Below are 20,307 nucleotides of genomic sequence, written 5' to 3' on the forward strand. Positions count from 1 at the left end.
ACTGACTGATTTTACGACTGCTTCGCAGCCGAACGCAGCCTCGCGGGCTCGGCAGCTGCTACAGATCGCATTAGCGCTTAACTGACTGGCATTAGCCAAAGCCCCTCTATTCATGATCAATCCGGCAACAGTGTTTATCCCGCCGACCGATATTTGCGCCCTTGCCAAACGCCTACCATCGGTTCTACCCAAGTGAGTAAAGCCAAACAGGCGCTATCCACTCACGCGGGAAAAAAGGCTCAAGGGATAACGCTTTAACCACGAGGTGAAGATCATGAAACTGTTGAACATCGCACTCTTGCTTGCGCTTGGCAGCGCCGGCACCCAGGCCTTTGCAGACGACAGCCACTCGACTGCCGCCACCAGCCAACCGCCGGTTGAAACCTACACATACGGCACCAGGCTTGATATCAAACGCGTCATCGAAGTATCGGAAATCGCCAACGAATGCGGACCGGTTCCGGCGCGCATGACCTATGAAGATTCCCGGGGCCAACGCCGCACCGTTGAGTATCAAGTGATGGGCACCGGTTGCTCGAACGGGTGAGCACTGTACGGACGATGGAGGGTCGACACTCCATGCGTACAGCGCCAGCCACAACGCTACACAGGTGCACCGACAATTTTTTCATCAGACGCCAGCACACCCGGAATGGAGTGCTTCAGAAATTCCACCCAGGTTTTTATTTTTGCATCCACGAACTTGCGTGACGGATAGATCGCAAACAGGTTCAATTCTTCAAGCCGATACCCCGGCAATACGCGCACCAATGTCCCCGCCCGCAGGCCCTCGACGGCCGAAGCAATCGGTTGGATGCCAATCCCCATCCCGTTCTTGATCGCGAATGTCATGGCGTCGGCCGTGTTGACGTGAAAGGGCGACACCGGCGTGCTGAAGGTTTCTATCCCCTGCGGACCTTCAAATACCCAGTGCTCGACCGGCATGACCGTGTTGACGATCCGCAGGCAATCATGGCCGCCAAGATCACTCGGCAACTCGGGAATCCCGCGTTGGCTCAGGTACTCAGGTGAGGCGCAGAGAATGCTGTAGGTGATGCCCAGCCGCTGGGCGACGAATCCGGAGTCGGGCAGGTCCCGCGCCAGCACGATCGACATGTCATAGCCCTCCTCCAGCAAATCCGGCAACCGATTGGTCACGGTCAGATCGAACAGCACCGAAGGCCAGATTTCTCGGTAGCGGGCAATGGCACCGATCACGTAATGGTTACCAATGGCCGACATGGCATGGATTTTCAGCCGGCCTGCGGGCATGACCTGCGCCGTGCCCGCCTCTTCGTCGGCTTCGCGCATGTCCTGCAGAATCCGCTCGCAGCGCTGCAAATAGCGCACACCGGCTTCGGTCAATGCCAGGCGCCGGGTGGTCCGGTTGATCAGCCGCGTCCGCAACCTGGCCTCCAGGCTGGAAACGGCTTTTGAAACGTTGGTCGTGGTGGTGTCCAGCATCGCGGCCGCTGCCGTGAAGCTGCCGCTTTGGGCGACCGCCGTGAAACAGCGCAGGGTCTGGAAAACATCCATCGTTTTCACCTCAAGGGATAGGCAAGCAGGACGGTCCTGTGACGGACCGCCCTGGCGTCAGCAACTACTGCTTGCGCGGAATGAATCCGGGGACACCGGTTTCAACCACCGAGTTGAAGCGTATACGGGTTGTGATGTCTTGTTGAATTTCAACCATGGCCCTGAACGGCAAGGTCGAGATATCGATATTTTCCCGGATATGGCCCGGCGTTGCCGAGGTGGTCAGGAACGCCACCCCACGTTGCACCGACCAGGCCAGTGCGACCTGGGCCGGGGTTTTCTGCACGCGCCGGGCGATGCCGGTGATCACCGGGTCTTCCAGCACATTCGGTTGCATGCCATGCCCCAGTGGCGCAAACGCCAGCACGATGATTCCGTGCGCCTTGCAGAATTCAAGCAACTCCCACTCCGGTAAATAAGGGTGGGACTCGACCTGCACCACGGCGGGTTTTATCCGGGCGACGGCGACCAGCGCCTTCAGCGCCTCCAGCGTGATATCGGACACACCGATGGACCTGGCCCGTCCCTCATCCACCAGTCGCTCCAGCGCCCGCCACGTCTCGATCAACGTCACGCCGTTGTCGTAGATGACGTTGCCCTGCTCGTCCCTCGGGTCCTGGTTTTCGCCGGGTTGAAAGGCAAACGGCGTGTGGATCAGGTAGCAGTCGATGTAGTCCACTTGCAGGCGTTGGCAACTGGCTTCGAACGCGGGCTGGACGCGCTCCGGACGATGGTTGGTGTTCCACAGCTTGGTGGTGATGAACAGCTCCTCGCGGCGGATCTTGCCCGCTTCCAGCACCTCCTTCAGCGCAACGCCAACCTGTGCTTCGTTGCGATAGCGCTCGGCACAATCGAAATGGCGGAAACCGGCGGCCAGCGCTTCCTTGACCGCTTGGGTCGTGGTGGCGAGATCGCGGAACAACGTACCGAATCCAACCGCCGGCATCTCGACCGCCCCATGGTTGAGCACAAATCCGGTATCACGCAGTCCGTCGTGAAAGGCTTCATAGGTCATGTCTTTGCTCCAGGCCGCAGCCATTATTGATACGAAGGTTTCTGCCCGTCGCCGGACGCCACGCGTTGCTCGAACGCACCGACGGCGTTGCCGCCCAGCGCAACAAACAACTGCACGGTGTCGAGGTATTGCGCGGTGTTCACGCGGATCTGCCCCAGCAGCGCCTGCTCGTAGGCACGCTCCGCTTCCAGGACCTGGAGGATGCTGTTTTCGCCTTGCGCAAAGGCTTGCCGGTTCAACTGCAAACTGGTTTCGGCTGCTCGCAAGGCATCGGTCTGGGCCTGGTGTTCCTCGGCGTCATGGTTGATCGCCTGCAAGGTGTCGGCGACCTGCCCGAACGAGGTGATGACCGTTTGCCGGTAACCGGCGAGCGTCGCCTTGTAACCGTCGACGGCGGCCTGCTGCTGCGCCTTGAGCGTACCGCCATCGAAGAGCGGCCCGGCCAACCCGGCAGCGAAACCCCAGAGTGCCGCGCCGCCATTGCCCGAAGCCGCCTGCGCCAGGGACGCAGACAGCGTGACGTGGGGATAGAGGTTGGCCGTCGCCACACCCACCGCCGCGCTGGCCATGTGCAGTTGCGCTTCGGCTTGCAGCACATCCGGGCGGTCGTGGGCCATTTCCGAAGGCAGGCTCACCGGCATGTTCGACGGCAAGGCAAACTCGCTCAAGTCGAAGTCGGGAGCGATCCAGTCCGCCGGCCCCTTCCCCGTCAGAATCGACAGCGCATGGCGCGCCGCATCGCGCTGCTGAGCGAGGGGCGGCAACAGCGTGCGGTCCTGGGCGAGACGGGTCTCGGCCAGCGACACATCGATCTGCGTGGTGGAGCCATTGAGGTGGGCCATGCGCACCAGCTCAAGGTTCCTCGCGTCATTGGCCAGCAGCTTTTCCACGGCTTGCATCTGCGCATTGGCGGAGGCCACCAGCAACGCCTGGCTGGCGACGTTGCCAGTCAGGGTCAGGTACGCCGCTTCGTACCGGTGTTTCTGCAGGTCGGCAAACGCCTGCTGCTGCTCGACCAATCGCTGGTTGCTGCCGAACACATCAAGGTCGAAACCCACCCGCGGTCCAATCGCATAGAAATTGGAGATGGTGGGCTCCTTGGAGTTGTGCACCCGTTGACGACCAGCCACGGCGCCGAAATCGACCTGCGGATACAGCGCCCCCTGCGCCGCCGCAACAGAAGACGCCGCTTGCCGGATCGTGGCATCGGCGGCCACCAGGTCCAGGTTGCCGTCGATGGCTCGACGAACCACGTGGTCGAGTTTCTGCGAGCGAAAGGCCGTCCACCAGTCGCCACTGACTTTTTTGCCCAGGTCGATGCGTGGGTCAGCGCCGCGGGCAAGACGCTGCTCGGCTTGTGGGTCATAGTGCTGCGACGAACTCGCCGCCGGAGTTTGATAGTCGGGGCCAACGGTGCAGGCCGTCAGGAATGCAAGCAGCGACAACCCCGCGATCTTCGTTTGCAGCAGATATCTGTTGATGACCAGCGCATAAGCATTCATTTGGCAAACTCCACGAAAACTAATTGGCCGCAACGGGCTTGCGAAGAAACAACACCAGCGGGCTCACCACCAGCATCACCACCAGCAAAATCTTGAACTGGTCGATCACGGCGATGAACGCGGCCTGGCCGGTGATCATTTCGTTGAGTCCGCCAAGCACCTGCAAGGGCGCCGCAGCCAGCGAATGCGCGGCGGCGCGGTACGGCGTCAGGTTGCTGGCCAGCGCCATGTGCATCGCCTGGGTGTTGTTGAAGAAGAACAGTTGGACGATCGCCACCCCCAGCGTGCTGCCGTAGACACGGGCCAGATTGAACAGGCCGGTGCCTTCGGGGCGCAGTGTCGGGTCGAGCGTACTGAACGCGACCTTGGTCACCGCCGGCATCAGCATGCCCAGGCCCGCGCCCTGGATCGCACCGGCGACGGCCACGGGCCACGCGTCCATCAGCGGCGAATAGCCGAGCATCAGCCAGTTGGCGTAAACCACCACCGCCACGCCTGCCGCCACGAAGGGACGACGGTCGAAGCGCTCGGGAACCCGGCCCATCAGCAGAAAGGCGCCGACCAGTCCCATGCCACGAGGAATCGTCAAGGCACCAGTGGTGTCAGGTGGGTAGCCGAGAATCTCGTCCAGCATCGGCGAGGTCAGGGCCATGGTCGACAACAGCACAAAACCGAGGGCGAAAAAGATCACCGTCGACAACACGAAGTTGCGGTCCTTGAGCAAGCGCTTGTTGAGGAAATGCACGTTCGAGGTCAGCACATGCACCACGAACAGGTAGATCCCCAGCGCAGACGCCACGGCTTCCAGCCATATTTCGGGCGAGGCGAACCAGTCCAGGCGCTCACCACGGTCGAGCAGCATTTGCAGACTGATCATGCCAAGGGTGAAGGTGCCAAAACCGAAGAAATCGAACGCCGGAGGTTTCTCGGCCTTCTTCTGCGCCAGCAACAGCGCTACCACCAGGAAGATAAACGCCGACAGTGGCACGCTGAGGTAGAACATCGGGCGCCAGCCAAAATGTTCGGCGATCCAGCCACCGATACTCGGGCCGCTGACGATGCCGAACAGCACGATGGCGGTCCAGCTCGCGCCAAATTTTGCGCGTTTTTCCAGCGGCAAGGTTTCCGTGGCAATTGCCATCGACAGCGGTGCCAGCACGCCACTGGCGATGCCTTGAACGATGCGCGCACCCACGAATTCCAGCGGCGTCGTCGCTGCCGTGGCGAGCAACAGGCCAAGGAAGAACACTGCCAGCGCTGCCTGATACACCAACTTCAAGCCAAAGCGCCCGGCCAGCCACTGCGCGAGTGGCATGCTGATCGCACTCGCGGCCAGGTACGCAGTGAAAATCCACCCCGCCTGATCGTCGCTCATCGACAGGCTGCCCTGAATCAACCTGAGCGCCGAGTTCGGCAGCGGCAGGTTCGCCGACTGCATATAGGTCGCCAGCAAGGCGGCCAGCCTGAGCGAACGCGCACCCTCCCCACCGGGGCTTACCACCGATTGGGCGTTCATCAGAAGTTACCTGCGGTCAGCAACGCCTTGAGCGGATGCCACCAGGGGCTGCTGAACCGGGTGTCGATCCTCACCGTGGCGCTGGTCCCGGAGAACAGCGGTAACGCCGGGTCCACTTCGTCGAGCTCGAGCCGTACCGGCACCCGCTGCGTCACCTTGACCCAGTTGCCGGTCGCATTCTCCGGCGGCAGCAGCGCGAAATCCGACCCGGCCCCCGGGCTCATACTGGTGACGTGGGCCTTGAACACGCGATCCGGGTAGGTGTCGATACGGATGGTGGCCTCCTGGCCCGGGCGCATGTGGGTCACGTCGGTTTCGCGGAAGTTGGCCTCGATCCAGGTCTCGTGACCGGACAACAAGGCAAAGGCCGGCGCGCCGTTGTTAAGATAGTTGCCCACCTGCAAGTCGTCGACCTTGGCCACGATGCCATCCTGCGGCGCATACACCGTGGTGTACGAGAGGTACAACTGCGCCTCGTCGAGCTGCGCCCTGGCCTCGCGAACCGTCGGGTGGCTATCGGCATCGATGTCCGGATTGCCGTTCAGGGCCACCACGGTGCTGGCGATCTGTTGCTCGATGGACGCGATCCGTTGCCGCGCCACCTTCACGTCAGTGTCGGCCCGCTCGTAAATCGACTTTGAAACGAACTCGGTCGCGACCAGTGCTTTCTTGCGGGCAAAATCCTTCTGGTCAAAGTCAGCCGACTCTTTCGCCGATTGCAGTTCCGCCTGTTGCTGGCGATAGCTGGCCTTGAGCCCGTCGATACGCAGCCGCGCCACGCTCAGTTGCGCTTGCGCACGGTCGACGGCGATCTGGAACGGTTTCGGGTCGATCCGGAACAACACCTGGCCCTTGTGGACCTGCTGATTGTCTTCGACAGCGATGTCCACCACCTGCCCGGAGATCCGCGCATTGATCGACGCCTTCGCCACCCGGGCATAAGCGTTATCGGTCGAAACATACGCCTGCCCCGACACATGGTGGGCATAGCCCAGCGCCGCGAACAGGATGGGAACACCCACCATCAGCCATGGACGCAAGGTCTGTCTCAGCGGTTTTCTGGTGGGCGCGCCGACCGGGTTTGGGCCAGGCTGCCCGAAGGTTTGTGAAGCCGGGATATCGAACGATTTGGTCATGATCGAGTACGCCTTTAGCCGAGTAATCGGGCCGGCGTCGGCAACCATCGCCGACGGCCCGAATGTCAATAAATGCTGGAATGAAGCAAGCCCGTGCGCGGTCAGGAGGATCGCTCCCACCGCGTCGGTTTCGTCGCCGCAACACTCAGTTCGCGCTCGGCTACAACAAACCCTGGATCAAGGAATTTCTGATTCCTTAATTTTGTGCGATGGTGTAAGAATATCCCTCGACCCACCTTCTCACAAGGTTTTTGTACGACATGGCACAAAATAAATCGACAGAGGGCAAAGGCCGCGGCCGCCCTCGGGCATACGACCCGCAGACAGCCTTGCAGCAGGCACTCGGCGTGTTCTGGAACACCGGCTATTCCGGCGCGTCGCTGGACAGCATCGCCACCGCCGCCGGCATGAATCGCCCCAGCCTCTATGCGGCATTCGGCGACAAACACGCGCTCTATATCAAAGCGCTGGAGCAATATTGGGAGTTTGCCGCGGCGGCCATGCACGAGGCGCTGACGGACCTGGATCTGCCGTTGGCCGAGGCCTTGCAGCGTTTCTACGAGGGGCAGTTATCGATTTACTTCTCGGGAGACGGCCAGCCCCGCGGTTGCTTCGCCATCGGCACGGCAACCACCGAAGCTGTTGAGGACCCGCAGATTCGCGAGGTGCTTTCCGACCGGTTGAGCCGGCTGGATGCCGATCTGGAAGTTCGCCTGCAAGCGGCCATCAATGCGGGTGAGTTAAAAGGCGATGCAGACCCGACCGCCCTTGCCGTACTCGCCTCCTCCCTGCTGCATAGCATTTCGATCCGTGCGCGGGCCGGTAAATCCCGGGCCGAGCTGACGGAACTCGCACACCAGGCGATCAGAGTGATCTGCGGTGAGTGAAAAGCTCGAAGACATTCTTGCCGGGCAGTTGGCCGTGATCTTTTGCGGGATCAATCCCGGAATGACTGCCGCTGCCCAAGGGCATCATTTTGCCGGACGCGGCAATCGCTTCTGGCGCACGCTCCATCTCGCCGGGTTTACCCCCGAGCAAGTGCAACCGGAAAACGATCGGACGATCTTGCGCTACCACTGCGGGTTGACCGCTGTGGTCCAGCGGCCGACGGCCAGTGCGGATCAGTTGTCCTTGCACGAGTTCACCGCTGCAGCTRCGGAGTTCGAACAGAAAATCGCCCGCCATGCGCCGCGTTTCGTAGCGTTTCTGGGCAAGGCGGCGTATTGCGCGCTGTCCGGTCAGCGCGACATTGCCTGGGGCCTGCAACCGAAAACCTTCGGCAATGTCTCGGTCTGGATCCTGCCCAACCCCAGCGGGAGAAATCGTGGGTTCAGCCTCGAGCAACTGGTAACGGCCTACCGTGAACTGCGGCTGGCCGTCGACGAAAACCGGCGGGGGTAATCACGTCGGCGGAATCGTCGCCAGCACGCCGATCAGAATGGTCAACAGCAGAAAACCGCCGAGAAAAATCGTCATTTTGGCCATGCGGCCTCCCACACTATGAATTGGCGGTACAGAGGCGCCGAGCGCTGCCGTACCGGAGATTTATTGTGGGCTGGCGGCTGTATCCGTTACAGAGGCAGATTGCGCTGAAAAATACGGATCAGATCCGCTTTCACGCTGTGCTTTCGGGCGTATTGCACAGAGGATCCTGCGGGCGATGTCCACAAACGGCGTGACGATCAACCCCTTCATCGTCAGGTAACGCTCGTGATCCTGTTCCCCGGTGCCGAAATGGATGGCCTCGGGTGTGGACCGGGTGACGTAGAGGGTGCCGAACATCCAGTCCCACAGCGACAGATTGATGCCGAAGTTCTTGTTGAAGTGTCGCGGCGCATCGCTGTGATGAATCTGGTGTTGCGCCGGGCTGCTCAGTACCCGCTCAAGCACCGGCCCGAAGGAGAACCACACATGGCTGTGACGCAGGTTGGCCGCCAGGGCATTGAAGATGAACACCATGTAGGTCACGCCAAACAAGGTATAGCGGCTGATCTCCCCACCGCAGGCGTACCAGAAGACCCCGGCAAACGCGCCGACGCAGACGGTATCCGTCAGTTTCTCGACTACCTCTTCCAGAAAATGCACACGGCTGGCCGTCGCCGGCACCAGCACGGGCGCCGAATGATGGACTTTGTGGAAGGCCCACAAATACCGCGAATGAAAAGCGCGATGACCCCAGTAGTGGCTGAAATCCTTGACCAGAAATACGCCCAGCCCATAGAGCAGGGTCAGCGCCAGGTGCTCCTCCACTTCCGTGCGCGCGCCCCACAGGTGGGTGAAGAACGCGATGTAGTCCGCTGAACGCAAGACATACGGATCGACCAGGCCGACGATGGGCAGCACCAGGGCAACCTTGAGAATGGCGAGTACGAAGTAATAGCGGTAGTCGAGCAACGCCGAGCGGTGCAGGTAAACCCGGCGGCCGCCGATGAACTGTCCGAACGAGCGTGCGTCGGTCAGGCCCCGGGATTTGCGCAAGCGGAAAAGGCAATAAGCGACGCTGTAAGACATGCAGAGAAAGGATAGACCGAGTCTGCCGTTGAAGTCGAAAATGCCCAGGAACTGCCGGGTGACCGGCTCGATCACCCACTGGAATAAATAAAGATGGATAGCGGCAAGAACATCCATACCAGGCTGCCCGACGTAAATGGAAGGGCAATTGTAAATGAGAATGAGTCTTTAGTGTGTTGAATTATGCCAAGTTGTTATCCACCCAGCGCAATAATTGCCAGGATCAGCACGGCCCCCACGACGGCCATGATCACCCCACCCTGCCATTGCGTGGCACCAGCGTACCTGGCGAGCATCCAGCCGGCGATGAACAGCACCACGAGGCCGACCAGGTTGGACAGGCGGATGGCGAGTGCCGTCTGATCGAGCAGTATGAACGGCACCACCAGCGGGAATGTCGAGCACACGACCAACAGGAAAACACCGAGAGCACCCCTGAAGTCGTTCCAGCCGAGGCCGGCCCTGGTTGGCAAGGGAGGCTGCTCGAGCAGGCGACGGCGCAACAATTCCAGGCCCTCGCTGCCGGCCGCCACCGCGAATTGCAACGGCAACACTTGCGCAATGAGCGCCTGACCGGCCGCGGCGTCCGTGCCATTGCGCAGGGCGAGGTACAGCTTGATCCTGTGCGTGCGTTCGACCAGTGCGCGCAACAGGTACATGACCGCATCGGCCAGTCCCCAGGCGAGATTGCAACCGAGTGCGGCAATCATCATCGTGCGTTCGGCGGCCTGGTCTGCCGTGGCCACACTGATGGTGCCGGTGAACGTCATGGCCATCAGCAGGCCGAAGATCACCTCGGTAATGCGCTCGACAGGGTCAAGTACAGGCACCCTTTCGAATTGACCATTGCCTGGCATGATTTCACCTCGTCGGGGTCTGCCTGCACGATACCGGTCGACGCTTCGGCCAGGCACCGGTCGCTCAGGCTGGATATCCGCGTTCCCGTCAAGTGTAGATTGAACGACTACACTCATGCGCACATGTCACCTGTTTCAAGAGGAGTGATTCATGCTTGATTACTTCGCGCTGGGCATACTGATATTTGTCGGGCTCGTCTTGTTCTACGGGATCATCCTGCTCCACGACATCCCCTATGAAATTGCCGTCCACCGCAACCACCCTCACCAGGATGCGATCCACGCCACCGGCTGGGTCAGCCTGTTCACCTTGCACGCACTCTGGCCGTTCCTGTGGATCTGGGCGATGGCCTATCGGGAGGACCGGGGTTGGGGTTTCAATGACGGACATTCAGCAAAAAGCCATGTGGTTCACCTCGAACAACAGGTCGCCGAACTGCAAGGGCGGATCGAGCGCCTCGAGGCGGCAACCGGCACTGCCCAGAGCAGGCTGCCAACGGACAATCTCGGCGAGGGCCTCTGAGCCATGGATCTTTTACTCATTCTGACGTATGCCGCACTCTGCGTTGCCATCTTCAAGATCTTCCGTATCCCCCTGAACAAATGGACGGTGCCCACGGCGGTGCTGGGCGGGATCGTGATTATTGGCGCGCTGATTTTCACGATGAACTACAACCACCCTTACTCCGAGGTGGCGCGCTCCTATTTCGTATCGGTTCCGGTAATTCCCGTGGTCAGCGGCCAGGTGATCGACGTGCCGGTCAAGAGCAACCAGCCCCTGGAAAAAGGCGATGTGCTGTTTCGCATCGATCCCACGCCTTTCGAATACCGTCTGAAATCCCTCAGGGCACAACTGCTTGTCGCCCAGGCCGATCGCGCCCGGATCACCGAGCTGATCAAGCGTAATTTCGCCACCCAACGGGAACTGGACGTCGTGGTCGCTCGCAGTGATGACCTGAAGGCACAACTGGACAACGTGCAGTACGAACTCGACAACACCACGGTCCGCGCGCCGAGCAAAGGCTTCGTCACCCACGTTTCGTTGCGTCCGGGCATGATGGCGACCAAGTTGCCGCTGCGCCCTTCGATGGTCTTCATTCCCGCCGAAGGGCATTACTTCGCCGCGTGGATGCGGCAGAACAGCCTGTTGCGCCTGACAGAGGGCGACGAGGCCGAAGTCGCTTTCGACGGCATTCCCGGGAAGGTGTTCGAAGGCAAGGTCAAAACCGTCGTTTCGGTCATCGCCGAAGGCCAGGTTCAACCTTCGGGCACACTGATCGGTTTCACCGGTTCACCACCGGCCGGCCGGGTTCCGGTGATCATTGAAATCACCGATCCCGACTATGCCCAGTACGCCGACCAGATGCCCGGCGGGGCCTACGGCCAGGCGGCGCTGTACAGCCAGCATTTCCATCACATCGCGATGATGCGCAAGATCCTGCTGCGCATGGCTGCATGGATGAACTACATCTTTCCGTTCCACTAACCCTGCAACGATAGCAACTGGCTCAATCCTTGAATTGGGTCAGTTGCACGACTCCCTGGCGCACCGCCAACTGCCGCACTTCATCCGCCACCACCGCAAACCCGCGACCCTGCTCCCCTGCTCCCCTGCCCGCGCAGCTTCAATCGCCGCGTTGCACAGTCAACGCTCACGCTAACTGAAAGTCCGCCATCGTCGGAGCACCGCCCGGACCAGGCTCGCTTGCATGTTTAGACTTGAAGAGGTGCGCGAACTGCGTGTCCGGGTCCAACACGGCTGACCTGCTGGTCTTTCCAGTGGGTGTAGTACGGGTTGGCGCGAGTACGCAGGTGCAGGTAGGTGGTCAGGAGAAGAAGGTCAAACCGTGGATCGCACCATTGCGGTGTTTGAGCTATCGGGATCGTCGAGCGAAGTATCGAGGGACGTGGCGCTAGAAAATCCAGTTCAACAGCAGGTGCGAGACAATCCAGGGAGACGCCTGGGTCACCCCCCATGCCAGCAGGGCGCACACGAACAGGTAGCCCGCAAAGAACTTGAACATCGCGCTCTTTTCCATGCAACCCTCCCGGCTTTGCAGCCAAACAGGGCGCTCAATGCGAATGTGTAACCATTACAACGGCCGCCTCGCCCGTAAGGTTTCGATGGCAGGAATGGTCTTCAGTTCCATAAGCTGGGTAATTGCACAGGCCTGCCCACCCAATTGCATTCGACCTGACCAGTCATTTGCATCGAATTTGACCATCACGCTTTGTGACCATGACCGGCAGAGAACGACCCAGGCTGTGTGAAAACGCATGCGCTGTTTCGAAGTGTGCGTTGCTACGTGAAGTCTGCCAGCGTTTGGTTAACCAGCAGACTGGAAGTTTGCGCAGGAACGCGCTTTTCGTTCCAGTCCTGACGGTCAAACCTGCTCCAAAACGTTTTCACACAGCCTGGACCCGAAGCTGACGGTGGCGACAGGCCGAATCCGGCCAGTAGCCGACGTTCATTGGGGACAAAAGAGGGAGCGACATCTTGCTCCCATTTGCAAATAGCGCAGTAGACAACAAAAAATTCATTCCTGTGGTGCGGTCGCCCCCATCAGCCTTTAACTGATGCCCCGAAACCTGCACAATTGTCGGCTTTTTTCGCGACAGGAAGTCCGACCATGCAACGGATTGTAATTCTGGGCAATGCCGGTAGCGGTAAATCTACCCTCGCCCGCGCCCTCGGCATGCGTCTTGGCCTGCCCGTGGTGCACTTGGACACACTGTTCTGGGAGCCCGACTGGGTCGAACCCGACGCTGAACAGTTCCGCGCACGGGTCAGCGAAGCGATCGCACCGACTGCCTGGATTTGTGAAGGCAACTATGCCCGGCGTACATTCGATCTTCGCCTGCCCCGTGCCGACTTGATCATCTGGCTCGATACGCCGCGGCTCACCTGTTTCACCCGGGTGATCATGCGCAGCGCAATGAACCGCCCTCGCCCTGACCTTGCAGCAGGCTGTACAGAGAAGATCGACCGGGCGTTCCTTACCTTTCTGCATTTCGTGTGGAATTTCGATCGTGGCTACCGTCCAGGCATCGAGGCGGTGCGCTTGGCCATAGGCCCGCAAATTCCTACGGTGCACCTGCGTGGTACCCGGCAGATTGCCGCATTTCTCGATAGCTTGCCTGCAACGCCTGAAACCTGTCTTGAATAGATGGACAGCGGCACTCGCCCCCAAGGTTATGGTGAGACACCCGCGCTCGTACGCGTTGAGGTACAAGCAGAACAGGACACCACCAAGAACGTCCGTTATGGGTCGCGGCTCTCCTTGCGAAGTGATCATCGAACCTTGCGGCATCCATTTTGCCCTCCTGCTGACTCTTTCAATCCCACCTTCAAGGACCGAACCCGTGATCGCATCCCCCGCCAAACTCCTCTTCCTGCCCGGAGCCTCAGGTAACACCCGGTTTTGGTATCCGGTTGCTGAGCGCCTGGCACACCCGGCGCAGCAGGTCCATATCGGCTGGCCCGGCTTTGGAGACACTCCGCCCTTGCCTGGCGTGACCGGCATGGATGATCTGGTGACTCGCGTGCTGGCCGAGATCGACCGGCCCACAGCGCTGGTGGCGCAGTCCATGGGCGGTATAGTCGCTGTGCTTGCAGCGCTTGAACGCCCTGAGCTGATCACGCACCTGACGCTGACCGTCACCTCTGGCGGGGTGGATATGTCTGCTCTGGACGCGCATGACTGGCGCCCGGACTTTGCTTCCGCCAACCCGACACTGCCGAGGTGGTTTCTCGACGACCGCACCGACCTCACGCTCCGGTTGGTCGAGTTGCGCATGCCAGTCCTGCTCCTCTGGGGAGATTCTGATCTGATCAGCCCCGTTCGCGTCGGCCAGCGCCTTGCTCAACTGTTACCCTGCGCGGAACTACACGTTTTCCCTGGCGCCGATCACAGTCTGGGCTTTACTCACGCAGCCGAGGTGGCGAGGTTGATCGAGAGACATCTGGCCTGCAGGTGAGCGGAACACTTGTTGCCACCGCGTCAGATACTCTGCGCAAACTGCGTAGAGATGAAAAAAAATTCAAGCGTAGCTAAAAGTGTACGAACCAACATTGAGTCTATGACGTGTGATTTCGCACCTCGTTGACCAACTGCTACGGGGCATTTTCTGCCGACTTTGACAGGCAGAAACCGGGACAAAGCTGCCTGCCGAAAACGGTACCAAATGCAGACTGACCGATCGTCACCAATTGGATCAAAGCCAATACATGAGCGCAATGGTATACAACCCGCCGATGCTGAGGGTGATAATCAGGTAGATCACCACAAGCATCAGAGGCTGACTCCACATGACACACCTCCTATAACCACGGATCGTTCTCTCCATTGAACTGATCTAACCTAGAATCACTTTACACTCCGTACCCAGGTACAGAATCAAGGGGCGTGCGATGGAGACAGGGCTGAGTATTGGCATGTTGGCGGAAGCTGCCGGGATGAACGTCGAGACTATTCGCTATTACCAGCGACGTGGCTTGCTGGTTGAGCCGCCAGAGCCGTTCAGCGGTTATCGATGCTATCTACCGGAACAGGTCAAACGGCTGCGCTTCATCAAGAGGGCGCAGGTGCTGGGATTTACGCTGGATGAGGTGGGCGCACTGCTGACACTGGATGCGGCCTGCACCTGTAGTGAGACTCGGGCACTGGCCGTGCACAAGCTGGCCCTGATCGAGCAAAAGATGGCCGACCTTGCCGCAATGCGGCAGGTGCTGGGCGGACTGGCCCTGATCGAGCAAAAGATAGCCGATCTTGCCGCCATGCGGCAGGTGCTGGGCGGACTGCTGCAAGAGTGCGATGCAGGCGACGGCGGGGCCGTTTGCCCAATCATCGATGCGCTGAACAGGGAGTGATGGTACACCGATCGGGAAAAATGACCTGCCCCTGTTCCGAGGCAGGCCGGTTTGCGTTCAATTCACTTCAGATACCACCCCCAGGGTTCGCCGTTGTAGCGGGTGATCTGCTTGGTTTCCAGGTAGTTGTTGTAGCCCCACTCGCCCAGTTCGCGACCAATGCCGCTCTGCTTGTAACCGCCCCAGGGTGCCTCGACGAAGGTTGGTTGCGAGCAGTTGACCCACACGATGCCTGCGCGAAAACCGCGAGCGACCCGTTCGCAGCGCGGGATATCCCGAGACATGACGGCCGCCGCCAACCCGAACGGCGAGTCATTGGCCAGTCTGACCGCTTCGGCTTCCGTGTCGAATGCGCGCAAGCACACCACCGGGCCGAAAATTTCCTCACGCCATACCGAACTGTCTTCGGGAACATCCGCGAAAATCGCTGGCGTCAGGTAATAACCCTTTTCCGGATAATCCGGTCGCACACCGCCCGAAACCAGCCGCGCCCCCTCTTGCTGACCCGCTGTAATCGCCGCCAGTACCTTGTCCAGTTGCCCCTGGCTGACCAGCGGCCCGAGCTTCACCCCGTCCTCGAAGCCCTGGCCAATCTGAATCTGCTCGGTAGCGGTAATCAGGCGCTCCAGCAGTGTCGGGTACAACGCGCGCTCCACCAGCACCCGCGAAGTGGCTGAGCAGACCTGGCCCTGGTTCCAGAAGATCCCGAACAGAATCCACTCCACGGCGGCTTCAATGTCGCTGTCGGCAAAGATCACAAAGGGTGATTTRCCGCCCAGTTCCAGGCTGATGTTTTTGATATCGTTCGCAGCCGCCTGCATGATCTTGCGCCCGGTCGGCACACTCCCGGTGAAGGCGACTTTGTCGACATACGGGTGTTTGGCCAGCGGCGCTCCCGCCTCGCGCCCCAGGCCAGTGATCACGTTCAGCACCCCGGCCGGCAATCCTGCCTTGTCGGCAATGCCCGCCAGTTCGAGAGCAGTCAACGGCGTCAGTTCGGAAGGTTTGAGCACTACGGTGCAACCTGCCGCCAGCGCCGGGGCGACTTTCCAGGAGGCCATCAGCATCGGGAAGTTCCACGGGATGATCGCTGCAACCACACCGAGCGGTTCCTTGATCACCGATGACGTGAATCGCGCATCCGGCACATCGATCGTCTGTTCACTCTGTTGATCCGACTGCTCGGCGAGTCCGGCATAGAAGTCGAAGCAACCGGCGATGTCGGCGATGTCCCACAATGCTTCCGGCAACGGCTTACCGTTGTCGCGCACTTCGATGGCCGCCAGCTCATCCTGACGGTTGCGGATACCCTCGGCGATCCGGCGCAAGACCTCGGCCCGTTGTGCGCCGGACCAGCGCGGCCAGTCCCCTTCATCAAACGCCGAACGCGCGGCCGCAACCGCCCGGTCGACGTCCTCGAACGTGGCAGAAGCGACCCGCGCCAGAACCGACTCGTCACTCGGATCGAGCGTGTCGAAAACACCGCGCTGAACCGGGGCGACCCATTCACCGCCGATGTACAACCGCTGATAGTCACCCATGGGACACTCCTTGATCCGCCGGTGTCGACGCTGTTGGTACAGCTGTTCGGCGACCTGCAATTGCTCGCGGTCATTGACTCCGAGTACGTCGATTTCATCCACTTCCACGGCAGTGACCGCCAGCCCCGCCTCGTTGGCCACCGCCACCGCATCGGTGAGGTAGAACTCACCCTGGGCGTTCCGGTTGCCTATACGCTCCAGCAGCCACAGGCAGGTATCAGCGCGCAGGCCCATGACACCGCCGTTGCAGAAGTTGATGTCCAGCTCCTGCGGGCTTGCATCTTTGGCTTCGCGGATTGCGCGCAAACGCCCCTGCTCCACCAGCAACCGCCCGTATGGCCCCGGTCGTTGGGTGTGGAAACCCGCCACCGCCACGGCCGCTCCATCGATCAATGCCCTGCGTAAACGGGTCAGGGTCTGCGGGGTAATCAAGGGTGAGTCGCCAAACAGCACCAACACACAGCCCTGTTGCTGTTCGTGCGCCTGCAATACCGGTCGGGCCGCGAGCACCGCGTGGGCCGTGCCCAGTTGTTCGTGTTGGGTAAAGACCTGCGCCGTCGGTGCGACCTGTTGCAGGTACCCGGCCACCTGCCCGCCGCCAGCGCCCACCACCACCGCCTGTTGCTCGATACCCGCCGCCTCCACCGCCGCCAGCACGTGGCCGAGCAGCGGCCGATTGCCCACCGGATGCAAGACCTTGGGCAGCGGCGAACGCATCCGCGTGCCCTGCCCGGCCGCCAGAATCACCGCCAGCGTCGGCCAGCCAAAGTTGTCGCTCATCGCGATCCTCCTGTGTGCATCCTGGCTTCAGGCCGGATCGCGAAAGAACACGTCGTCGGCATACGGGTACCACCAGTCCTGAATCTTCGGCTGATGATCGATGATGACCATTTTCGAGCGACGGAACGCTTCCAGCCCCTGACGCCCGAGTTCGCGCCCAAGGCCTGACATCTTCCAGCCGCCGAACGGCAGTGCATCGTTGTCGATCAATGGATTGTTGACCCAGACCATCCCCGCCTCCAGACGCTCGGCGGCTTCCATGGCTTCGGCCAGGTCCGTGGAAAACAGTGAGGCGCCAAGGCCGAACGGCGAATCATTGGCCAGCCGCACCGCCTCGTCGAAATCGCTGACACGACAGATCGCCGCCACCGGGCCGAAGCACTCTTCCTGAAGTATGGCCATGTCGCCAGTCACCCCGGTGAGGATGGTCGGCTCATAGAACCAACCCACGCTGTGCCCGGGTGGAATCCGCCCGCCACAGACCACTTTCGCCCCCTTGGCGACGGCGTCATCGACCAGGCGCATGACCTTATTGCGCGCTGCTTCGCTGACCATCGGCCCGATCTCCGAGCGCTCCAGGCCATGGCCAATGCGCAAGGCCCGGGTACGCTCGGCGAACTTCGCGACAAATTCGTCATGGATCTCGTCAACGACATAGAAGCGCTCGGCCGACGTGCAGATCTGCCCGCTGAGATGGAATGCAGCCGTCACGGCACCCGCCGCCGCGACATCCAGCGGTGCATGTCTGGAGATGATCAATGGATCGCTGCCACCGGCCTCGATGACGCAAGGCTTCATCCGTTCGGCGCAGGCCACGGCCACGGCTTTGCCCGCCGCGACACTGCCGGTGAAGGCCACGGCGTGGGTTTGCGCCGACTGCACCAGTAACTGCGCGGTCACAGCATCACCCGGCACACAAGACACCAGTCCCGGCAATAACGCGGTGAAATGCTCCATGAACTTGAGGGTGCACAGGGTCGTGGCTTCCGCCGGTTTGATGATGCAGGCGTTGCCCGCCGCCAGCGACGCAGCGACCGTCCAGCACATCAACAGGATCGGAAAGTTGAACGGCATGATGTGCACGCTGACGCCATACGGCTCATAACGCACATGCTGGAAGGAGCCGATCTGCGTGGTGCCGGCGACCTTGCCGGCATCGTCCCGGGCCATTTCCGCGTAGTAGCGAAAGATCGGCGCACAGTTGGCCAACTCGCCCATGGCCTCGGGAAACGGCTTGCCCATTTCCAGGGTCATCAGGCGTGCGACTTCGCGGTTGCAAGCCACGTTCTGCTCTATGGCATTGGCCAGTTGATGCAGGCGCGCGGCGCGGCTTTTCGCATCGATCACGCGCCACTGTTTTTGCGCGGCGGTGGCGGCATCGATGGCGGCTTGTACGTCTGCTTCGCCACACAAACCAACCTGCCCGACCGGTTGCAGAGTCGCAGGGTCGAGCACCTGGCGCACGCGGCCATCGCTCAGCGGCAGGAACTCGGGATTGATGAAACGCAAGGCAGAATCGCTGTTAAACGTGGCCATGGGATGATCCTTGAACCAATCGATAAGGGGTTTCACGCAATGTCGCCAGGGTCTCGACGGGCAACTCATCGCGCCAGCCCGGCACATGCCGGTCGAGCCATTCACGCAGGGGCGCAAAGGCCTCGGCGTCCAGCGCCCGAACAAACAAACCAAGGGTGCGCGGCAGATGCGCCAGGTATCCGTGCTTGCCGTCACGGCCGGCCAGGCGCACAAAAATCCCCAGCACCTTGGCGTGACGCTGGGCCGACAGGCACCGGTAATCTTCGAGAAAACGCCGCGCATCGAGCTCCGGGCGCTGCAACAGGTAATGTTTGATCAGTGCCACCCGCAACGCCTCGGGCACATCGCGCCGGGCGTCTTCGAGCAGCGACATCAAGTCATAGGCCGCCGCCCCGACCAGGGCGTCCTGAAAATCCAGCAAGCCACAGGTCGCGACGCCTTTGCGCCCTTGCAGCAGCATCAGGTTGTCGACATGGAAGTCGCGCAGCACGAGGGCCTCGCGGCGTTTCGCGACATCGCGGCAGGCGTCGGCAAACAACGCCAGATACTCGTCGCGCAGGGCCTGCGCCGTCTCTTTGCCGACAAGCAAAGGCACGTACCAGTCGATAAACAACCTGTACTCGTCCGCCAGTCGCTGCTCGTCGTAAGGCGCCAGCTCCGCGGCTGGCGCTGCACGATGCAACGCCACCAGCGTATCGACTGCCAGGTGATACAGCTGCGACTCCGGATGCCCGGCCGCCAGCAACCGGGTGTAGGTGTCGTGACCGAAATCCTCGATCAGCGCCAACCCCGCCTCTTCATCCACTTGCAGCAAGGCCGGCGCAGACAGGCCCAGCCTTTGCAGCTGCCGGGCGATCCGCACAAACGGGCCGATGGGTTCGCTATGGGGCGGCGAATCCATCAGCAACAGGCCGGCGCCGTCCAGACGGAAGTAACGCCGGGTCGAAGCATCTGCCGGCAAGGCAACCAGCACTGCCTCGGCAAAACCGGCACGCGCCATAAAGGCTGCGCGCTGGTTCTCACGGGTTGGCAATGACGCCAGTGCATCTGTCATGGCGATCACCGGATCATGTAGACCTTTTTGATGGTCTCGTGGACGGTGCACACACCCTTCCAGTCCTTGCCGAAGAAGGCGGCGGTGTCTGGCTTGATCTCGATCACTTCGCCGGACTCGTGGACGTACGTGCAGCGGCCTTCGAGGAAGTGGCAGAACTCGTCACTGGTGACATGGCAAAACCACTTGCCCGGGGTGCAGATCCAGATGCCGCATTCGGACTGGCCTTCGGGGCCTTTGTGCAGCACCACGCCGGAAACACGGGATTCACCCTCGAGCATGGTCGGGATCACGCCCCAATCCTTGACGTCGGTGATGCTCAGCGGGTCGTACAGAAACGGGGTAGCCATTTATCTTCTCCAAAAAAATCAGTTGGCCCAATGCCGATCAGATAAGGCTTGGAACACCGCGATCCTTGTGGGAGCGAGCTTGCTCGCGATAGCGACGGGTCAG

20 protein-coding genes and 2 pseudogenes are annotated in these 20,307 nt (G+C 60.9%); 8 read left to right on the top strand and 14 right to left on the bottom strand.

Going from position 1 to position 20,307, the window contains the following annotated elements:
• The first annotated feature begins 274 nt into the window (after nucleotides 1-274).
• Nucleotides 275-547: a DUF2790 domain-containing protein gene (locus AB4Z35_RS25640; protein WP_007999077.1), complete on the top strand. Its 273-nt coding sequence runs from the start codon at nucleotides 275-277 to the stop codon at nucleotides 545-547.
• A gap of 56 nt (nucleotides 548-603) precedes the next feature.
• Here AB4Z35_RS25640 and AB4Z35_RS25645 read toward each other — a convergent pair whose 3' ends face one another.
• The 5 genes from AB4Z35_RS25645 to AB4Z35_RS25665 form a co-directional block, all read right to left on the bottom strand.
• Nucleotides 604-1,536, bottom strand: coding sequence for a LysR family transcriptional regulator (locus tag AB4Z35_RS25645; RefSeq protein ID WP_442100129.1), 933 nt, complete (start codon nucleotides 1,534-1,536; stop codon nucleotides 604-606).
• 64 nt (nucleotides 1,537-1,600) lie between these two features.
• A complete protein-coding gene (locus tag AB4Z35_RS25650) occupies nucleotides 1,601-2,551 on the bottom strand; it encodes an aldo/keto reductase (RefSeq protein ID WP_442100131.1) in 951 nt (316 codons plus the stop codon).
• A gap of 23 nt (nucleotides 2,552-2,574) precedes the next feature.
• Entirely contained in the window at nucleotides 2,575-4,053 is a 1,479-nt protein-coding gene (locus tag AB4Z35_RS25655) for an efflux transporter outer membrane subunit (RefSeq protein ID WP_442100132.1), read from the bottom strand.
• A 19-nt stretch (nucleotides 4,054-4,072) separates the two neighbouring features.
• Nucleotides 4,073-5,569 carry a DHA2 family efflux MFS transporter permease subunit gene (locus AB4Z35_RS25660; protein ID WP_442100133.1) on the bottom strand — a complete coding sequence of 499 codons (1,497 nt, stop codon included), beginning with the start codon at nucleotides 5,567-5,569 and terminating at the stop codon, nucleotides 4,073-4,075.
• Nucleotides 5,569-6,705: an HlyD family secretion protein gene (locus tag AB4Z35_RS25665; protein WP_442100134.1), complete on the bottom strand. Its 1,137-nt coding sequence runs from the start codon at nucleotides 6,703-6,705 to the stop codon at nucleotides 5,569-5,571. The genes AB4Z35_RS25660 and AB4Z35_RS25665 overlap by 1 nt, the downstream gene beginning before the upstream one ends.
• A gap of 260 nt (nucleotides 6,706-6,965) precedes the next feature.
• Here AB4Z35_RS25665 and AB4Z35_RS25670 point away from each other — a divergent pair, with 260 nt between their 5' ends.
• Together AB4Z35_RS25670 and mug are read left to right on the top strand one after the other, a co-directional pair.
• On the top strand, nucleotides 6,966-7,592 hold the full coding sequence (locus AB4Z35_RS25670) for a TetR/AcrR family transcriptional regulator (RefSeq protein ID WP_442100135.1): 627 nt from the start codon (nucleotides 6,966-6,968) through the stop codon (nucleotides 7,590-7,592).
• Nucleotides 7,585-8,106, top strand: coding sequence for a G/U mismatch-specific DNA glycosylase (mug, locus tag AB4Z35_RS25675; protein ID WP_442100136.1), 522 nt, complete (start codon nucleotides 7,585-7,587; stop codon nucleotides 8,104-8,106). Before AB4Z35_RS25670 ends, mug begins: the two co-directional genes overlap by 8 nt.
• Nucleotides 8,107-8,250: 144 nt before the next feature.
• Here mug and AB4Z35_RS25680 read toward each other — a convergent pair whose 3' ends face one another.
• Together AB4Z35_RS25680 and AB4Z35_RS25685 are read right to left on the bottom strand one after the other, a co-directional pair.
• Complete coding sequence (locus tag AB4Z35_RS25680; protein ID WP_442100137.1) at nucleotides 8,251-9,333, bottom strand: sterol desaturase family protein; 1,083 nt, start codon at nucleotides 9,331-9,333, stop codon at nucleotides 8,251-8,253.
• A gap of 77 nt (nucleotides 9,334-9,410) precedes the next feature.
• Nucleotides 9,411-10,073 (bottom strand): hypothetical protein, encoded by a 663-nt coding sequence (locus tag AB4Z35_RS25685; RefSeq protein ID WP_442100138.1) that lies wholly within the window; start codon nucleotides 10,071-10,073, stop codon nucleotides 9,411-9,413.
• Between the two features lie 151 nt (nucleotides 10,074-10,224).
• Here AB4Z35_RS25685 and AB4Z35_RS25690 point away from each other — a divergent pair, with 151 nt between their 5' ends.
• Nucleotides 10,225-10,596 (top strand): DUF3302 domain-containing protein, encoded by a 372-nt coding sequence (locus tag AB4Z35_RS25690; protein WP_442100139.1) that lies wholly within the window; start codon nucleotides 10,225-10,227, stop codon nucleotides 10,594-10,596.
• A gap of 3 nt (nucleotides 10,597-10,599) precedes the next feature.
• Nucleotides 10,600-11,559 (top strand): HlyD family secretion protein, encoded by a 960-nt coding sequence (locus AB4Z35_RS25695; protein ID WP_442100140.1) that lies wholly within the window; start codon nucleotides 10,600-10,602, stop codon nucleotides 11,557-11,559.
• A gap of 58 nt (nucleotides 11,560-11,617) precedes the next feature.
• Here AB4Z35_RS25695 and AB4Z35_RS25700 read toward each other — a convergent pair.
• A pseudogene (locus AB4Z35_RS25700) lies at nucleotides 11,618-11,712 on the bottom strand (methyl-accepting chemotaxis protein); the annotation flags it as partial.
• Between the two features lie 274 nt (nucleotides 11,713-11,986).
• On the bottom strand, nucleotides 11,987-12,112 hold the full coding sequence (locus AB4Z35_RS25705; protein WP_442100141.1) for a hypothetical protein: 126 nt from the start codon (nucleotides 12,110-12,112) through the stop codon (nucleotides 11,987-11,989).
• Between the two features lie 591 nt (nucleotides 12,113-12,703).
• Between AB4Z35_RS25705 and AB4Z35_RS25710 the strand changes: the two genes are divergently transcribed.
• The 3 genes from AB4Z35_RS25710 to AB4Z35_RS25720 all read left to right on the top strand — a co-directional run bounded on the left by AB4Z35_RS25710 (nucleotide 12,704) and on the right by AB4Z35_RS25720 (nucleotide 14,943).
• Complete coding sequence (locus tag AB4Z35_RS25710; RefSeq protein WP_442100143.1) at nucleotides 12,704-13,240, top strand: AAA family ATPase; 537 nt, start codon at nucleotides 12,704-12,706, stop codon at nucleotides 13,238-13,240.
• Between the two features lie 196 nt (nucleotides 13,241-13,436).
• On the top strand, nucleotides 13,437-14,051 hold the full coding sequence (locus AB4Z35_RS25715) for an alpha/beta fold hydrolase (protein WP_442100169.1): 615 nt from the start codon (nucleotides 13,437-13,439) through the stop codon (nucleotides 14,049-14,051).
• A 433-nt stretch (nucleotides 14,052-14,484) separates the two neighbouring features.
• Nucleotides 14,485-14,943 carry a MerR family transcriptional regulator gene (locus AB4Z35_RS25720; protein ID WP_442100144.1) on the top strand — a complete coding sequence of 153 codons (459 nt, stop codon included), beginning with the start codon at nucleotides 14,485-14,487 and terminating at the stop codon, nucleotides 14,941-14,943.
• 62 nt (nucleotides 14,944-15,005) lie between these two features.
• On the opposite strand, the gene AB4Z35_RS25725 is transcribed toward AB4Z35_RS25720, so the two are convergent.
• The 5 genes and pseudogenes from AB4Z35_RS25725 to AB4Z35_RS25745 form a co-directional block, all read right to left on the bottom strand.
• Nucleotides 15,006-16,484, bottom strand: a complete 1,479-nt coding sequence (locus AB4Z35_RS25725) for an aldehyde dehydrogenase family protein (RefSeq protein WP_442100170.1) — start codon at nucleotides 16,482-16,484, stop codon at nucleotides 15,006-15,008.
• A gap of 294 nt (nucleotides 16,485-16,778) precedes the next feature.
• Nucleotides 16,779-17,264: pseudogene (locus AB4Z35_RS25730) on the bottom strand (NTP transferase domain-containing protein); the annotation flags it as partial.
• Between the two features lie 27 nt (nucleotides 17,265-17,291).
• Entirely contained in the window at nucleotides 17,292-18,800 is a 1,509-nt protein-coding gene (locus AB4Z35_RS25735; RefSeq protein WP_442100146.1) for an aldehyde dehydrogenase family protein, read from the bottom strand.
• Nucleotides 18,787-19,854, bottom strand: a complete 1,068-nt coding sequence (locus AB4Z35_RS25740; protein WP_442100148.1) for an aminoglycoside phosphotransferase family protein — start codon at nucleotides 19,852-19,854, stop codon at nucleotides 18,787-18,789. Before AB4Z35_RS25740 ends, AB4Z35_RS25735 begins: the two co-directional genes overlap by 14 nt.
• Nucleotides 19,855-19,859: 5 nt before the next feature.
• Nucleotides 19,860-20,204: a cupin domain-containing protein gene (locus tag AB4Z35_RS25745; protein WP_442100150.1), complete on the bottom strand. Its 345-nt coding sequence runs from the start codon at nucleotides 20,202-20,204 to the stop codon at nucleotides 19,860-19,862.
• Between the last annotated feature and the right edge of the window lie 103 nt (nucleotides 20,205-20,307).

The sequence above is a fragment of the Pseudomonas sp. KB_15 genome (assembly GCF_052114525.1).
Classification (GTDB): Bacteria; Pseudomonadota; Gammaproteobacteria; order Pseudomonadales; family Pseudomonadaceae; genus Aquipseudomonas.

What these genes read in the sequence shown, in the direction of transcription:
- AB4Z35_RS25640 (WP_007999077.1), top strand. Translation starts at nt 275, where the DNA reads ATGAAACTGTTGAACATCGCACTCTTGCTTGCGCTTGGCAGCGCCGGC.
- AB4Z35_RS25645 (WP_442100129.1), bottom strand. Translation starts at nt 1,536, where the DNA reads ATGGATGTTTTCCAGACCCTGCGCTGTTTCACGGCGGTCGCCCAAAGC.
- AB4Z35_RS25650 (WP_442100131.1), bottom strand. Translation starts at nt 2,551, where the DNA reads ATGACCTATGAAGCCTTTCACGACGGACTGCGTGATACCGGATTTGTG.
- AB4Z35_RS25655 (WP_442100132.1), bottom strand. Translation starts at nt 4,053, where the DNA reads ATGAATGCTTATGCGCTGGTCATCAACAGATATCTGCTGCAAACGAAG.
- AB4Z35_RS25660 (WP_442100133.1), bottom strand. Translation starts at nt 5,569, where the DNA reads ATGAACGCCCAATCGGTGGTAAGCCCCGGTGGGGAGGGTGCGCGTTCG.
- AB4Z35_RS25665 (WP_442100134.1), bottom strand. Translation starts at nt 6,705, where the DNA reads ATGACCAAATCGTTCGATATCCCGGCTTCACAAACCTTCGGGCAGCCT.
- AB4Z35_RS25670 (WP_442100135.1), top strand. Translation starts at nt 6,966, where the DNA reads ATGGCACAAAATAAATCGACAGAGGGCAAAGGCCGCGGCCGCCCTCGG.
- AB4Z35_RS25680 (WP_442100137.1), bottom strand. Translation starts at nt 9,333, where the DNA reads ATGGATGTTCTTGCCGCTATCCATCTTTATTTATTCCAGTGGGTGATC.
- AB4Z35_RS25685 (WP_442100138.1), bottom strand. Translation starts at nt 10,073, where the DNA reads ATGCCAGGCAATGGTCAATTCGAAAGGGTGCCTGTACTTGACCCTGTC.
- AB4Z35_RS25690 (WP_442100139.1), top strand. Translation starts at nt 10,225, where the DNA reads ATGCTTGATTACTTCGCGCTGGGCATACTGATATTTGTCGGGCTCGTC.
- AB4Z35_RS25695 (WP_442100140.1), top strand. Translation starts at nt 10,600, where the DNA reads ATGGATCTTTTACTCATTCTGACGTATGCCGCACTCTGCGTTGCCATC.
- AB4Z35_RS25705 (WP_442100141.1), bottom strand. Translation starts at nt 12,112, where the DNA reads ATGGAAAAGAGCGCGATGTTCAAGTTCTTTGCGGGCTACCTGTTCGTG.
- AB4Z35_RS25710 (WP_442100143.1), top strand. Translation starts at nt 12,704, where the DNA reads ATGCAACGGATTGTAATTCTGGGCAATGCCGGTAGCGGTAAATCTACC.
- AB4Z35_RS25720 (WP_442100144.1), top strand. Translation starts at nt 14,485, where the DNA reads ATGGAGACAGGGCTGAGTATTGGCATGTTGGCGGAAGCTGCCGGGATG.
- AB4Z35_RS25735 (WP_442100146.1), bottom strand. Translation starts at nt 18,800, where the DNA reads ATGGCCACGTTTAACAGCGATTCTGCCTTGCGTTTCATCAATCCCGAG.
- AB4Z35_RS25740 (WP_442100148.1), bottom strand. Translation starts at nt 19,854, where the DNA reads ATGACAGATGCACTGGCGTCATTGCCAACCCGTGAGAACCAGCGCGCA.
- AB4Z35_RS25745 (WP_442100150.1), bottom strand. Translation starts at nt 20,204, where the DNA reads ATGGCTACCCCGTTTCTGTACGACCCGCTGAGCATCACCGACGTCAAG.